This window comes from Gordonia sp. BP-119 (assembly GCF_016924115.1).
In the GTDB taxonomy this organism is placed as follows: Bacteria; Actinomycetota; Actinomycetes; order Mycobacteriales; family Mycobacteriaceae; genus Gordonia; species Gordonia hongkongensis.
In genome coordinates, this window is record NZ_JAFFZF010000005.1 from 60,140 (window position 1) to 73,981 (window position 13,842).

Consider the following 13,842-nt stretch of genomic DNA (forward strand, 5'->3'; position numbering starts at 1 on the left):
GTAGCGTCGACGCGTGCTATATGCGCATTGGCGCTACGAATCGCCGGCGGTGAGGCGGTCGTAGAGATCGCCGAGCTCGTCGATCGCCTCGGCGATGTCGGCGGGCGCGACGCCGGTGGCGCGCAACGCCGCCCGTAGTTCGCCGCCGTCGAGCGCGGTCAGCGGGTTCATCCGCGACGGCGACGGCAGCGGAGGCAACGTCGAGGCGGTGCCGTAGTAGTCGTCGACCTGCAGTGAGGTTGCTGACCCGCCGTCGTCGGAGGTCCGTGAATCCGGTGGGCGAGAGTCGATCTCGGCCAGCAGCGCTCGCAGGTCGGTGCCCATCACGGTCAGCAGGGTCAACGGGGTGCGGTCGATCTCGGCGGCCACCTCGTAACAGGTGACGAGAGCATGGATGCACCGCGGCGCCTCGTCGGGGCACGTGCAGTCGGTCATGACGTCGGCGGACTCCGTGGGCACCAGCAGCTCACCCAGCGCCGGCGGCTGTTCGCCGCGGGTGAGCAGCATGAGTTCATCGACAGCGTTGCGCTCGCGGAGAAGGTTCGCAAGTGTCGGTGTGTCGACGGTGCGGGTGGTCAGGATGACGTCGAACGGCTCGAGCTGGGTGCCCTCCACCGAGGCGGTTACCCGGCCGGCGTCGATCCGCAGGCCGCGCAGATGCCGATCGCGGAAATACCTGCGCGCCTTGGTGATACGACGGCTATCGGCGACCGATTCGCCGTCGGCGCCGCGTCCCTCGACGACATCGACGAAGGCGCGTGACCATGAGGTGAGGCCATAGCCGCGGACCGCAATCGTGCCACGCTCACCGCGTCGTTGCGTGCCCTTCTTGCGCACCGTCATTCGCTGACCGCCTCGTCGCGCAGCCGGATGAGTTCGAAGAGTTCGTCGTCGGCGAGGTCGGACACCCAGTTCTCGCCGGCCGCGACCGTCAGCCGGGACAGCTCACGTTTCTTGGCGATCATGTCGTCAATGCGCTCCTCGATGGTGCCGACACAGACGAACCGATGCACCGACACCTTCTGGTCCTGGCCGATCCGGTAGGCGCGGTCGGTGGCCTGGTCCTCGACAGCCGGGTTCCACCACCGATCGACATGGATGACGTTGTTGGCCGCGGTCAGGTTGAGCCCGGTGCCGCCGGCCTTCAGCGTCGCCAGCAGGACCGGCGGCCCGTCGTCGGACTGGAAGTCGGCGACGAGGCGGTCGCGCTCGGTGCGACCCAGACCGCCGTGCAGAAGCGGGATCTCACTGCCGAACTCCGCGGACAACCACGACGACAGCATGTCACCGAAGGCGGCGAACTGGGTGAAGACCAATGCGCGGTCGCCCTCCTCGGCGACGGTGGAGACGATGTCGGCCAGCAGCTCGACCTTGCCTGAGCGGTGTTCGCCGTCGCGGACGAGGTCGGTGCCGTCGGCGAGATAGTGCGCGGGGTGATTGCACACCTGCTTGAGGCGGGTCAGTGCGGCCAGTACGTTGCGGCGTCGTAGTGTGCGCTGCTGCTTGTCGCGCAGTGCCGTCATCAGTTCGTCGATCACCGCGCGGTACAGCGCCGCCTGCTCGACGGTGAGGTTGGCCCGGACGGCGAAGTCCGCCTTCTCCGGGAGGTCGGCGGCGATCGCCGGATCGGTCTTCTCGCGGCGCAGGATGAACGGCCGGGTGATCGCGGACAACCGTCGGAGGGCGGCCGGGTCACGATCCCGTTCGATCGGTTCGGCGTAGCGTGCACGGAAGACCGACGCGGAGCCGAGTAGTCCAGGGTTGACCAGGTCGATGACGGCGCGGAGATCCTCCAGGCGGTTCTCGACCGGGGTGCCGGTGAGAGCGAGGCGATGGCCGGCGGGGACCGTCCGAACCGCCTTGGCCGCAATGGTGTTCACGTTCTTGAGGTGCTGGGCCTCGTCGACCACGATCCGATGCCAGGGTTGCGAGGACAGCAACTCGTGGTCGCGCGCCGCGATCGCGAAGGTGGTGACCACGATGTCGACGGACTCGCGGATGCCCGCGAACGCCGCCCCTGACTCGCGAGAGGGCCCGTGGTGGATCGCCACGCGGAGCGCGGGCGCGAACCGGGCGAATTCCCGCGCCCAGTTGCCCACCAGGGACATCGGGCAGACGACGAGCGTCGGCTTTCGAGGATCATCGGCAGGCGTCGCGGACGGACCGCTACGCTCGTGGCATTCGAGTGCGATGACCTGCAGGGTCTTGCCCAGGCCCATGTCGTCGGCCAGCACGCCGCCCACGCCGAGGGTCGACAGATGGGCGAGCCAGTCCAGGCCGCGCTGCTGGTAGGGACGCAGGGTGGCGGTCAACCCCGTCGGTGGCGCGACGGATTCGGGTCGAAGGACGCCGGTGTCGGCGACGTCGTCGAGCCAGGAGAGGCCTTCGACTCGTGACACAGGTACAGGTAGACGGTCCGACTCGCCGGTGACGAGGTTGAACAGCTCGCCGAAGTCGCTCGGCGGTTCGACCGCGGCCAGTGCGCGCTGGGTGGCGACGAACGTGGCTGCCCGGGTCAGCGCGGCGCCCTCGGCGCGCATCCACACTCCGCGCACGCGGACCAGATCGCCTTTCTGGCCGGACAATTCGTCGAGGTCGGCATCGGTGAGCGTGATCGCATCTGGGGTGTCGCCGAGGGCGAGACGCCACTCGAACTCCCGGATCTCCCGAAGGCCGACCATCGCCGCCGGTGCCCCGCCGCCGGGCGGCGCGAGCGCGCGCAGGGTCAGACTCGGACGGACCTCGGCGATCGTCCTCGGCAGCAGAACCGGGATGCCGACGGCGCCGAGCGCCGCCGCGCCCGTGGCGAATAGTTCTTCCGTGATCGCGGTCGGCAGCAGGAAGTCGAGGGAGCCCCGATCGGGGTCGGCGCGGCCCAGTTCGGGAAATTCACGGACTGCCGTGGCCAACTCGGTCGTCAGTTCGTCGAGTTCGTGGGCGTCGAGGCGGTGCGGCGCGACGGGTTCGACCTGTCCGTCGATGCTCCGACGACAGACCTGCAGTCGCCACCGCGAGGTCTCGGCCACCTCGGCGCGGCTCGGCGGGTCGACGGTGTCGTCGTCCCATGCGTCGGCCCACTGAGCGTCGGCGAGGTCGTCGTACTCGGGTTCGTGCAGCCGGAAGATGAGCGAACGATCGTCGCGCGGAGCGCCGGCGTTCCACCGCGACCAGCCACCCGCGGCGGCGGCGAGACGTTCCGGTGAGCTGGGCGGGCGGGGATCGGCGTCGGGGAGCAGTGCCCGCACGACGGGTGACGCGGGCCGTGGTTCACCGAGGCGGACGGCGGAACGAGCGATGGCAGAACGGCATTCGTGGTCGACGAGTTCGGCGAGGAAGTCGTCCAGGGCGGGTGCGGACCCGTTGTGCAGCAGCGCATCCGGCGCGCTTCCCACGACGACGGCATGCCAGCTGCGCCACGTCGGCGTCGCGACGACGACCCAGCGCACCATCCACTCGCCGGCCACCTGCAGAACCGACGGCGCCACGGTGCCGGACCGCACGAACGACCGCACGCCGTCGAGCAGGTACCGGTACCACCGGACGTCACCCGCCACCGGGACCGACCGCGATGCGTCGAGCAAAGTGACCGCCGACGTCAGACCGAGAGTCGCGGCGCGCACGAACTGCCGTCGATCGCCGGCGTCGACGACGGGGATCTCGCTGCGGAATCGTCGACCGTCGAGGAGGTCGCGTAGGGGTGGCGGGAGATCGGACACATCGCCGTCGATCCACACCGCCATGCCGACGCCCGGCCGCCAGAGGGCGTGCAGGGGCTCGGCGAGATGAGGCTTCGGGGCAGAGTCCGGGGGAGTCTGACCGCTGGACGGCGAATCATGTGGCATCGAGGATCGTCGGCCAGTTTAGCCGTGGCCTCCGACACCGCCCGGGCGTCGCGCGGCCGGCCGGGCAGCGAGGTGGTTTGTCCGCCCGACTCCCCGGGTATCGACGATCGTCGCAGCCGGCACGAGCACGGAGGTATCGATGGGACAGTCCGACAACCACAAGACGTCCGGGACAGACGCTCCCGAGAAGGAAGTGGAGAAGGATCCGCCCGGCCCGCAGGACCACGGACGCGAGGGCGGGATGGCCACGCGCGAGAACGCCCCCGAAGCGGTCCAGCGCTCCGAGGGCGGCGACTCGTAGGAGGGTCGGGTAACCCGGGTCAGGACACCTCGCGCAGGAGTCCGGTCGCGACGTCGAAGACGAACCCGCGCAACGACGTGGTCTTGGTGACGAACGGGCTGTTCTGGATCCGGGTGATCGATTGGCGGACGTCCTCGTCGAGATCGGCGAACGCCTCCGCCGACCACGCGGGCTTCTGCCCGATCTCGTCCTGGATCTGGCGCTTGAAGTCGTCGTCGGTGAACGTCAGCATGCCGCAGTCGGTGTGGTGGATGAGGATGATCTCGGTGGTGCCGAGCAGTTGCTGACTGATGGCCAGGGAGCGGATCTCGTCGTCGGTCACCACCCCGCCGGCGTTGCGGATCACGTGGGCCTCGCCCTCGTTCAATCCGAGGATGCGGTAGACGTCGAGCCGGGCGTCCATACAGGCCACCACCGCGACGTGCTTGGCCGGCGGCAGGGGCAACGGCCCGGTGAAGGTCTTGGCGTATTCGGCGTTGTTCGCGAGGTATTCGTCGGTGACACTCATGCGCCGATCCTGATGTGTCGACGTCGCCCCGGCGAGGGTTTGGACGTGGGTGATCGGAAGTGGTCGAAACGGCCACGCAGATGTAGCGCTTCGTTGCGCCTGGGGCAACGATGTGCGACACCTGCCGATCGGAGACCGTCAGGAGTTGCCGTCGAGTGAGCCCTTGACGTCGTTGAGGACCAGCCAGGCGGCGGCGAGTCCCGAGGACTCGTACCAGACGTCGTCGTCGACGGCGAGCACACGTTTCCACACGGGTGCGCCCAGGCTGAGCCATTCGTCGCTGAGCAGGACCTCTTCCCCGTGGGTGAGGCCTTCCTCGCCTTCGAAGCTCACATAGATGAGGTCGGCGTCGGCGTCGCGGAAGTTCTCGTCGGTGAGGGCGAAGGAGTCGGGCACGCGCTGCGGCCCGGGCCGCTGGACGCCGATGTCCCCGAGCACCTGGCCGGCGAAGGTGTTCATCCCGGCGATGGTCTCGGAGTCGTCGCCGAAGCGCACCAGCGACACCTGGGTGTGCGAGGCGTCCATCCGCCGGCCGGTCTTGGTCGCCTCGGTCGTGTACTCGGCGAGACGCGTCCGACCCGACCCGCCGCGGTTCACGGCGTCGGCGACGGCCTGGAACTGCTGTTGCCAGGTGCCGTCGGCCGGGATGGTGACGGTGCGGACACCGGGGAACGCGCGGGCGGAGTCCGCGGTGTCGGCGGTGGTGAGGACGAGTCCGGCGTCGGCGTCGGCGACCGCCGCGGCGTCGGGCGTCGGTCCGATGGCCGGGACCGAGGTCAGTTGGGGACCGAGATACCCGGGCACGGAACCGGGTTCGGCAGCCACCGCGACGACCTCGGGGCCGAGCCCGAGGGCGCACAGCGCGTCGAGGACGGCGGGGTCGGTCACGACGATGCGGTCGACGTCGGCCTCACCCGGATCCGGCGCGGAGGGTGCGAGGCAGGTCTTCGCGTAATCACGGTCGGCCGAGACGATGTTCACCTCCGCCACCCGTGTCGTCACGGTGGAGATGGGGGAGCCGTCCGGAGTCGTCAGCGGTTCCTCGCCCGAACAGGAGGCCAGCGCGACCACTGTCAACCCGATCGTGGTCGCCAGGCCCACGCGTCGGACGAGTGAGCGTCGGGTCTCGCCGGTGGCGGCGCCGACACTTCTGGCGGCCTCGTTCGCGACCGTGACCCTCCGTTGCACCCGCCCAACCTAGCACCGGTCCCGAGGCGCCCGGCGTAGGCTCGGATGCGCACTCCCGGACGCCGGACGCCGGCGATCGGAAGGGTGCTCCGAGAGCCTGGCGCGTCGTCGAAGAAACCGCCGATGAGCACTGCCGATCCGGTGGCTCCGACATCGAATACGACAGATCGTAGGACCCGCTCGGCCCGGGCACCGGTGAGGGTTTAGGATCAGTAACCAGCGCTCGGTTTGTTCATGTGCCGACCGACGGCCGAAGGGGTTCGGCGTCGGGTTCGGGCAAGAGGAGGATCTGTGACCGCGGTAGACCAACCCACCACGCAAGTGGCTCCAGTGCGTCCGTTCCCGGAGCGCTATCAGCCCAAGGGTTCGTTCATCTACAAGCTGCTGACGACGACCGATCACAAGTTGATCGGCATGATGTACATCACCGCCTGCTTCGCGTTCTTCCTCATCGGCGGCCTCATGGCCCTGCTGATGCGTGGCGAGCTCGCGATGCCGGGCATGCAGTTCCTGTCCACCGAGCAGTTCAACCAGCTCTTCACGATGCACGGCACCGTGATGCTGCTGATGTACGCGACGCCGATCGTGATCGGCTTCGCCAACTTCGTGTTGCCGCTGCAGATCGGTTCGCCCGACGTCGCCTTCCCGCGACTCAACGCACTCGGCTTCTGGCTGTTCGTCTTCGGTTCGACCATCGCCGTCGCCGGCTTCATCACGCCCGGTGGCGCCGCCGACTTCGGGTGGACCGCGTACACGCCGCTGACCGACGCCGTGCACAGCCCCGGCATCGGCGCCGACCTGTGGATCATGGGTCTGGCCGTCTCGGGTCTCGGCACCATCCTCGGTGGCGTCAACATGGTCACCACCGTGATCTGTCTCCGCGCACCCGGCATGACGATGTTCCGCATGCCGATCTTCACCTGGAACATCCTGGTGACCAGCGTGCTGATCCTCCTCATCTTCCCGCTGCTGACCGCGGCGCTGATGGGTCTCGAGGTCGACCGCCAGTTCGGTGCCCACATCTACGACCCGGCCAACGGCGGAGTCATCCTGTGGCAGCACCTGTTCTGGTTCTTCGGGCATCCCGAGGTGTACGTCATCGCCCTGCCGTTCTTCGGCATCGTGTCCGAGGTCTTCCCGGTCTTCTCGCGGAAGCCGATCTTCGGCTACTCCGGTCTGATCTACGCCACGCTCGCCATCGCCGCCCTGTCGGCCGCGGTGTGGGCCCACCACATGTACGTCACCGGCGCCGTGCTGCTGCCGTTCTTCGCCTTCATGACGTTCCTGATCGCGGTGCCCACCGGCGTGAAGTTCTTCAACTGGATCGGAACGATGTGGCGCGGTCACATCACGTTCGAATCCCCGATGCTGTTCTCGGTCGGCTTCATCGTGACGTTCCTCTTCGGTGGTCTGACCGGTGTGCTGCTCGCGAGCCCGCCGCTGGACTTCCACCTGTCCGACAGCTACTTCGTCGTCGCGCACTTCCACTACGTGCTCTTCGGCACCATCGTGTTCGCCACCTACGCCGGCATCTACTTCTGGTTCCCGAAGATGACCGGACGCATGCTCGACGAGCGACTCGGCAAGATCCACTTCTGGCTGACGTTCATCGGCTTCCACATGACCTTCCTGGTGCAGCACTGGCTGGGCAACGAAGGCATGCCGCGTCGCTACGCCGACTACCTCCCGTCGGACGGCTTCACGACGCTGAACATGATCTCGACCGTGGGCGCGTTCATCCTCGGCCTGTCGACCCTGCCGTTCCTGTGGAACGTCTTCCGCAGCTACCGCTACGGCGAGGTCGTGACCGTCGACGATCCGTGGGGCTTCGGCAACTCGCTCGAGTGGGCCACCTCCTGCCCGCCGCCGCGCCACAACTTCACCGAGCTGCCCCGCATCCGGTCGGAGCGCCCGGCGTTCGAGCTGCACTACCCGCACATGATCGACCGCATGCGTGCCGAGGCGCACGTCGGACCGGGCCACGCCGCGGGCAAGGACCGTCAGATGGAAGAGGCTCGTCGCGAGCCGTTCACCGTGGGAACGCACGAGGGATCCCCGGATCCCGACCCGCGCTGACCCGGTGAGCAAGGACTCGACAGCCAGTTCCGGTACGACCGTCCTGGTCACTGTCACCGGTCCCGACCGGCCAGGTGTCACCTCTGTTCTCATGGGTGCCCTGGCCGGTCAGGCCGTTGCACTGCTCGACGTCGAGCAGGTGGTCATCCGCGGGCAGCTGACCCTCGGCGTGCTGGTGTCCTCCACCGGCGACCCCGAGGCGCTGCAGGAAGTCGTCGAACAGGCGATGGCGTCCATCGGTTTCGACGTCCGGGTGGAGATCGGGGTCGATCCCGGTAGCCGCTCGCCGTCCTCGCATGCCGTCGTGATCCTCGGCAGCCCGGTCACCGCCACCGCGTTCAGCGCCGTCGCGGCGAAACTGGCGAGCCAGGGCGGCAACATCGACTCGATCCGCGGAATCGCCGACTACCCGCTCACCGGCCTCGAACTCATGGTCAGCGTTGCCGGCCGGGGTGGTGTCGCCGCCGACGCCGCCCTCCGCAAAGGCCTCGCCGAGGTTGCTGCGAAGCATTCGGTCGATATCGCCGTGGAGCGCGGCGGACTCGCTCGGCGCGCCAAGCGCCTGATCGTCTTCGACGTCGACTCGACCCTCATCCAGGGCGAGGTGATCGAGATGCTCGCCGCGCACGCCGGCCGCGAAGCCGAGGTCGCCGCGGTGACCGAGGCGGCGATGCGAGGTGAACTCGATTTCGCGCAGTCCCTTCACGAACGCGTCAAGGCCCTGGCCGGACTCGACGCGAGTGTTCTCGACGATGTCGCCAAGTCACTCGAACTGACCCCCGGTGCCCGGACGACGATCCGTACGCTGCACCGTCTCGGATTCCACTGCGGTCTCGTGTCCGGCGGTTTCCGTCAGGTCATCGACGGACTCGCGCACGAACTCGAACTCGACTTCGTCCGGGCCAACACCCTGGAGATCGTCGACGGGAAGCTGACCGGCCGGGTCGTCGGCGAGGTCGTCGACCGGATGGGCAAGGCGCACGCGCTGCGGTCGTTCGCCGATCAGGTCGGGGTGCCGATGGAGCAGACGATCGCGGTGGGCGACGGCGCCAACGACATCGACATGCTCAGCGTCGCCGGGCTGGGAATCGCCTTCAACGCGAAGCCTGCACTACGCGAGGTCGCCGACGCCACGCTGAATCACCCGTTTCTCGACGGGGTCCTGTTCATCCTGGGCGTCTCCCGCGACGAGATCGAGGCGGCCGACGCCGCCGACGGCGTCTATCGCCGGGTACCCCTGGGCTGACCTCGCACCGCTCCATGGAATCTGAGCGCACGGGCTCTTCGCAGGTCGATCCGGAAGCGATCGCGGCCGCTCATCGGCGGCTGGTCGCCTACGTCGGAGGCGGCGACGACCCGTCGGACCCCGCCGACGTCCTGGCGATGGCGATGGTGCTCCGCATCGAGAAGAACGATCCGCCCGACCGCACCGAACTGCTGACCGCGGCGGCGCGAGCGGTGGCGTTATTGTGCCTCGACGAACGAAGTGCGGGCGACGGTCCGTGGGCGGCGGCGATGGACGCCTGGTGCGACGCACGGATCCGGAAGATCGCCCGGCGCGCGCGTGGCGCGCAATGGGCTGCCGCGCAGGAGGTCTGGGGTGTGACCGCGACCGAGGGCGGGGCGTCGGCGCGGGCGTTCGTGCCCGGCCGCGTCGGTGACCTCGACCGGCGTGTGGCGAAGCTGCAGATCGGTGGGACCGAGGTCGAGGGAGAGCTGCCCGATCAGCCGCCGGTCTCGGGCGTCGTGCTGTGGACCAATCCCGACCTGCCGATGACTGTCGGCAAACTGGCCGCGCAGGTCGGTCACGCGTCGATGCTGGCGGCCAAGCTCCTCGCCGCGGACGACGCGATCGAGTGGCGTCGGGACGACTGCCCGCTCGCGGTCCGTCAGGCCACGCCCGGGCGGTGGCGAGAACTGCTCTCCGCCGATGCCGCCGGGAGGGCGGTGGCCGTTCGAGACGCCGGGTTCACCGAGATCGCGCCCGGTTCGGTGACCGTCATCGCCGAGGTCATCCGGGCCCAGGAGGACACGTGAGCGCTGCGGTACCGCCGGAATGGGTGAAAGCTCTTGATCTGCAACCCCATCCGGAAGGCGGCTGGTTCCGGGAGACGTGGCGGAGCGACGTCGTCGTGCCGTCGGCGTCGCTTGTCGACGGCTATACCGGCGACCGTGCCGCCGGCACGGCGATCTACTTCGTCCTCATGCCGGGCGACGAGTCGGCGTGGCACACGGTACGCGGCGCCGAACTGTGGCTGCACCATCGAGGAGCGCCGGTCGAACTCGATCTCGGCGGGGACGCCGATGTCCCCGGTGACCCCACCACGATTCTGGTCGGGCCCGACATCGAATCCGGTGAGCACCCGCAAGCGCTCGTGCCGCCGGGCGTGTGGCAGCGTGCCCGGCCCGCCGGGGACGAGCCGTCACTCGTCAGCTGCATCGTCGTGCCCGGGTTCGACTTCGAGGACTTCCGGCTGGCCTGACGGTCTGCCCTCGGATCTCGGTCAGCCGGCGGCGACCGGTGAGTTCACCGGCGCGAGGTGGCCGAAGGTGCCCAGCCACACGTCACGATCGGGCGCCAGCGACGCGACGATCAGCTCGTCGGCGTCGGCGTGCCCGGCGAACCACGAGAGGTAGTCGCGCACCTCGCCCGGCGTCCCGACACCCGAGTACGTCAGCATCTCGTCGATCTGGCGTCCCTGCGGCATCGAGAGGATGGCGTCGGCTTCCTCGTCGGTGAAGGTCCGGCCGCGGCCGTAGAGCAGCGACACGCGTTGACGTTTCGCGATCTGCAGCTGCGCCTGCGCACGGTCGGCGTCCTCGTCGGCGATCGCTCCGACACCCGCGATGACGTAGGGCTCGGCGAGGACCTCCGACGGCCGGAACTCGCGGCGGTACAACGCCACGGCCTCGGTGAGCGCCTGCGGCGCGAAGTGGGAGGCGAAGGCGTACGGAAGTCCGAGGGCCGCGGCGAGCTGCGCGCCGAACAGCGACGAGCCGAGGATGTAGAGCGGCACGTGGGTGCCCGCGCCCGGGGTCGCGCGAACGCCTTCGACACGCGACTCGTCGCCGAGGAAGGCCTGCAGCTCCAGGACGTCGTGCGGGAACCGCTCCGCGGAGGCGTGGGTGCGGCGCAGGGCCGCGAAGGTCTGCTGATCGCTGCCGGGCGCGCGCCCGAGCCCGAGGTCGATGCGCCCGGGATGGAGTTCGGCGAGGGTGCCGAACTGCTCGGCGATGGTCAGCGGGGAATGATTCGGCAGCATCACGCCGCCGGCGCCGAGACGGATGGTCGAGGTGTGCGCGGCGATGTGTGCGATGAGCACCGCCGGCGCCGACGACGCGATGGCCGACATGTTGTGGTGCTCGGCGTACCAGATCCGGCGGTAGCCCCACTTCTCCGCGTTCTGTGCGAGATCGACACTGGCGGACAGGCTTTGCGCGGCAGTCTCGTCACGACCGATCTGCGCGAGATCCAGGATCGACAAGGGGAGGTTCGAAGGGGTCACGACGATGTTCAATGCGGCCGACGCCCCGGACTATTCCCGCCGTCCGGTCTGCCGTGAGTCGAACGGGTCGACCATTCCCTCGTGGTGCAGGATGGGGGAGTGACCGAATCCGATCCCGACCTCTTGATCGATTTTCGCGACGTCGCCGTCGTTCGAGGCGGCAAGACTCTCGTCGGCCCGCTGTCGTGGCAGGTGGAACTGGACGAACGCTGGGTGATCATCGGACCCAACGGCGCGGGCAAGACGACACTGATCCGACTGGCCGGGGCGGAGATCCACCCGACGTCGGGCACCGCCTTCGTGCTCAACGAGAAGCTCGGCCGGGTCGAGATCCGCGAGCTGTCGACCCGGATCGGGGTCTCGAGCCCGTCGCTGGTCGATCGAGTGCCGCCGGAGGAGATCGTCAGCGACGTCGTCATCTCGGCGGGATATGCGGTCCTGGGGCGGTGGCGCGAGAGCTACGACGCCATGGACCGTGCGCAGGCCGTCGAATCGCTGGAATCGATGGGCGCCGAGCACCTCGCGGACCGTCGCTTCGGCACGCTGTCCGAGGGCGAGCGCAAGCGTGTCGTGATCTCGCGCGCGCTGATGACCGACCCCGAACTGCTCTTGCTCGACGAACCGGCCGCCGGGCTCGACCTGGGTGGCCGCGAAGAACTCGTCGATCGTCTCGCGCGTCTGGCCGCCGACCCCGACGCCCCGGCCATCGTGCTGATCACCCACCACGTCGAGGAGATCCCCGAAGGTTTCACACATGCGATGATCCTGTCCGAGGGTGGCGTGGTGGCCCAGGGGCTGCTCGAGGAGGTACTCACGAGTGAGAACCTCACCGCCGCCTTCCGCCAGCAGATCGTTCTGGACAAGGTCGACGGCCGGTACTTCGCGCGGCGCCGGCGCCGCGCGGGTGGCCACCGTCGAGCAGCAGGAGGTAACTGAATGACGTCGACACAGGAACAGGGCCCGGACATCGTGTCCGCACCGTTGCGGGATGCGGCAACCGTCGTGCTCGTCCGCGACGCCGCGGACGGCATCGAGGTCTTCTTGCAACGCCGCGTCAAGCAGATGGCCTTCGCGGGGGGAATGACGGTGTTCCCGGGTGGCGGCGTCGACAAGCGGGACGCCGACGCCGACCTGGCGTGGACGGGTCCCGAGGCCACCTGGTGGGCCGGGCAATTCGGCAGCGACGCCGAGATCGCCCAGGCCCTGGTGTGCGCGGCCGTCCGCGAGACGTTCGAAGAGTGCGGCGTCCTGCTCGCGACCGATGCCGACGGCGCATTCGCCGACCCGGAGGGACTGGCCGAGGATCGGCAACGCCTCGTCGAGAAGTCGTTGTCGTTCGCGCAGTTCCTCACCGCGCGCGGACTGACGCTGCGTGCCGATCTGTTGCGTCCGCTCGCGCATTGGATCACCCCGGTGAACGAGAAGCGGCGCTACGACACCCGGTTCTTCCTGGCGGCGATGCCCGACGGACAGCACGCCGACGCCGAGACCACCGAAGCCGAGGTCGCCCGGTGGGTGAACGCCCGGGTCGCGATCGATTCCTGGGCCGCGGGCCAGCACTTCCTCATGCCGCCCACATGGTCGCAGCTCAACTACGTCTCGCAGTTCTCGACCATCGACGAACTGCTCGACGCCGAGCGTGTCATCGAACCGATCCTGCCGAACGTGACACCCGGCGCCGGGTTGGCCGGCCTCGGTTTCCCCGGCTCCGACGAGTACTTCCGGACCCTCGGCGACCAGCAGCCGCCCGAGATCACGCTCTGACCGGACGCGCTGTCAGGTTGAGGGCGCCAGTGCCCCGGCGGCGTTCGTCCGTCCGCCGAACAGCATGACGATGTCGCGGATCGGCGCCTCGACGACCTCACCCGTCCCGGCCGCGAAGTCGCAGTCGGTGGCCACGTAGCGTCGTCCCTCGTTTCGGCGACGTGCGTGGAACGGGAAACCCGTCGACCACAGGTAGTCGGCGCACGCCGTCGCGGCGTCGGTCGGCATCGGCCGGTCGAGTCCGAGCGGTACCGCGATGTCCTGCCCGTGGAGGAGCGAATCCAGCAGCGGCGCCATGGGAGTCGTCCCGATCGGATGCCGACGCGAACCGACCATGGCGCGCAACTTCGACGCGGCCTCGCCCGCCGTGGTGTCGTCGCGCAGCGCGAGTTCGCGGATCATCGTGTTGAACCGGAATCCGTACCGGCACGCGGCGATCATCGCTCGTGCCGGCGAGGTGTGGGAGTGGGTGAGGTGGACCGCGACGTCGCGCACCGTCCACGCGTCGCACAGCGACGGGGTGGCGAGTTGCTCGGGCGTGAGGGTCTCGATCAGCGCGGCGAGTTCGAGTCGTTGCTCGTCGATGCGCTGCCAGATGAGGTCGGTGTCCATCGGTCGCTCCCGCCGCACAGATAGTCAGGTTCCCTGACTGATATT

General features: G+C 68.8%; 13 protein-coding genes. 7 read left to right on the top strand and 6 right to left on the bottom strand.

What is annotated here, in order from left to right; genetic code table 11:
* Nucleotides 1-33 precede the first annotated feature (33 nt).
* Nucleotides 34-843 (bottom strand): hypothetical protein, encoded by an 810-nt coding sequence (locus JW364_RS04915; RefSeq protein ID WP_205333467.1) that lies wholly within the window; start codon nucleotides 841-843, stop codon nucleotides 34-36.
* Nucleotides 840-3,842: a DEAD/DEAH box helicase gene (locus tag JW364_RS04920; RefSeq protein WP_205333468.1), complete on the bottom strand. Its 3,003-nt coding sequence runs from the start codon at nucleotides 3,840-3,842 to the stop codon at nucleotides 840-842. The genes JW364_RS04915 and JW364_RS04920 overlap by 4 nt, the downstream gene beginning before the upstream one ends.
* Nucleotides 3,843-3,981: 139 nt before the next feature.
* On the opposite strand from JW364_RS04920, the gene JW364_RS04925 reads away from it, so the two are divergent.
* Nucleotides 3,982-4,143 (top strand): hypothetical protein, encoded by a 162-nt coding sequence (locus JW364_RS04925; protein WP_165629809.1) that lies wholly within the window; start codon nucleotides 3,982-3,984, stop codon nucleotides 4,141-4,143.
* A 19-nt stretch (nucleotides 4,144-4,162) separates the two neighbouring features.
* Here the strand turns inward: JW364_RS04925 and JW364_RS04930 are convergent, their stop codons facing one another.
* Nucleotides 4,163-4,651, bottom strand: coding sequence for a carbonic anhydrase (locus JW364_RS04930; protein ID WP_205333469.1), 489 nt, complete (start codon nucleotides 4,649-4,651; stop codon nucleotides 4,163-4,165).
* Between the two features lie 138 nt (nucleotides 4,652-4,789).
* Entirely contained in the window at nucleotides 4,790-5,839 is a 1,050-nt protein-coding gene (locus tag JW364_RS04935; protein WP_205333470.1) for an ABC transporter substrate-binding protein, read from the bottom strand.
* Between the two features lie 291 nt (nucleotides 5,840-6,130).
* Between JW364_RS04935 and ctaD the strand changes: the two genes are divergently transcribed.
* Genes ctaD through JW364_RS04955 form a run of 4 tightly spaced genes read left to right on the top strand, consistent with a single transcriptional unit; the run spans nucleotide 6,131 to nucleotide 10,398 of the window.
* A complete protein-coding gene (gene ctaD, locus JW364_RS04940) occupies nucleotides 6,131-7,915 on the top strand; it encodes a cytochrome c oxidase subunit I (protein ID WP_065632663.1) in 1,785 nt (594 codons plus the stop codon).
* Between the two features lie 4 nt (nucleotides 7,916-7,919).
* Nucleotides 7,920-9,161 carry a phosphoserine phosphatase SerB gene (gene serB, locus JW364_RS04945; RefSeq protein ID WP_068970709.1) on the top strand — a complete coding sequence of 414 codons (1,242 nt, stop codon included), beginning with the start codon at nucleotides 7,920-7,922 and terminating at the stop codon, nucleotides 9,159-9,161.
* Between the two features lie 14 nt (nucleotides 9,162-9,175).
* A complete protein-coding gene (locus JW364_RS04950; protein WP_205333471.1) occupies nucleotides 9,176-9,952 on the top strand; it encodes a peptidyl-tRNA hydrolase in 777 nt (258 codons plus the stop codon).
* On the top strand, nucleotides 9,949-10,398 hold the full coding sequence (locus JW364_RS04955) for a cupin domain-containing protein (protein WP_205333472.1): 450 nt from the start codon (nucleotides 9,949-9,951) through the stop codon (nucleotides 10,396-10,398). The genes JW364_RS04950 and JW364_RS04955 overlap by 4 nt, the downstream gene beginning before the upstream one ends.
* A 21-nt stretch (nucleotides 10,399-10,419) precedes the next feature.
* Here JW364_RS04955 and JW364_RS04960 read toward each other — a convergent pair whose 3' ends face one another.
* Nucleotides 10,420-11,421: an LLM class flavin-dependent oxidoreductase gene (locus tag JW364_RS04960; protein WP_058252200.1), complete on the bottom strand. Its 1,002-nt coding sequence runs from the start codon at nucleotides 11,419-11,421 to the stop codon at nucleotides 10,420-10,422.
* A 99-nt stretch (nucleotides 11,422-11,520) separates the two neighbouring features.
* On the opposite strand from JW364_RS04960, the gene JW364_RS04965 reads away from it, so the two are divergent.
* Entirely contained in the window at nucleotides 11,521-12,357 is an 837-nt protein-coding gene (locus JW364_RS04965) for an ABC transporter ATP-binding protein (protein ID WP_058252176.1), read from the top strand.
* The gene (locus JW364_RS04970) at nucleotides 12,358-13,185 is read left to right on the top strand and encodes an NUDIX domain-containing protein (protein WP_058252175.1); all 828 of its coding nucleotides are present in this window, start codon (nucleotides 12,358-12,360) and stop codon (nucleotides 13,183-13,185) included. It begins immediately after the preceding gene.
* 12 nt (nucleotides 13,186-13,197) lie between these two features.
* Here JW364_RS04970 and JW364_RS04975 read toward each other — a convergent pair whose 3' ends face one another.
* Nucleotides 13,198-13,797, bottom strand: coding sequence for a maleylpyruvate isomerase family mycothiol-dependent enzyme (locus JW364_RS04975; RefSeq protein WP_068970705.1), 600 nt, complete (start codon nucleotides 13,795-13,797; stop codon nucleotides 13,198-13,200).
* Between the last annotated feature and the right edge of the window lie 45 nt (nucleotides 13,798-13,842).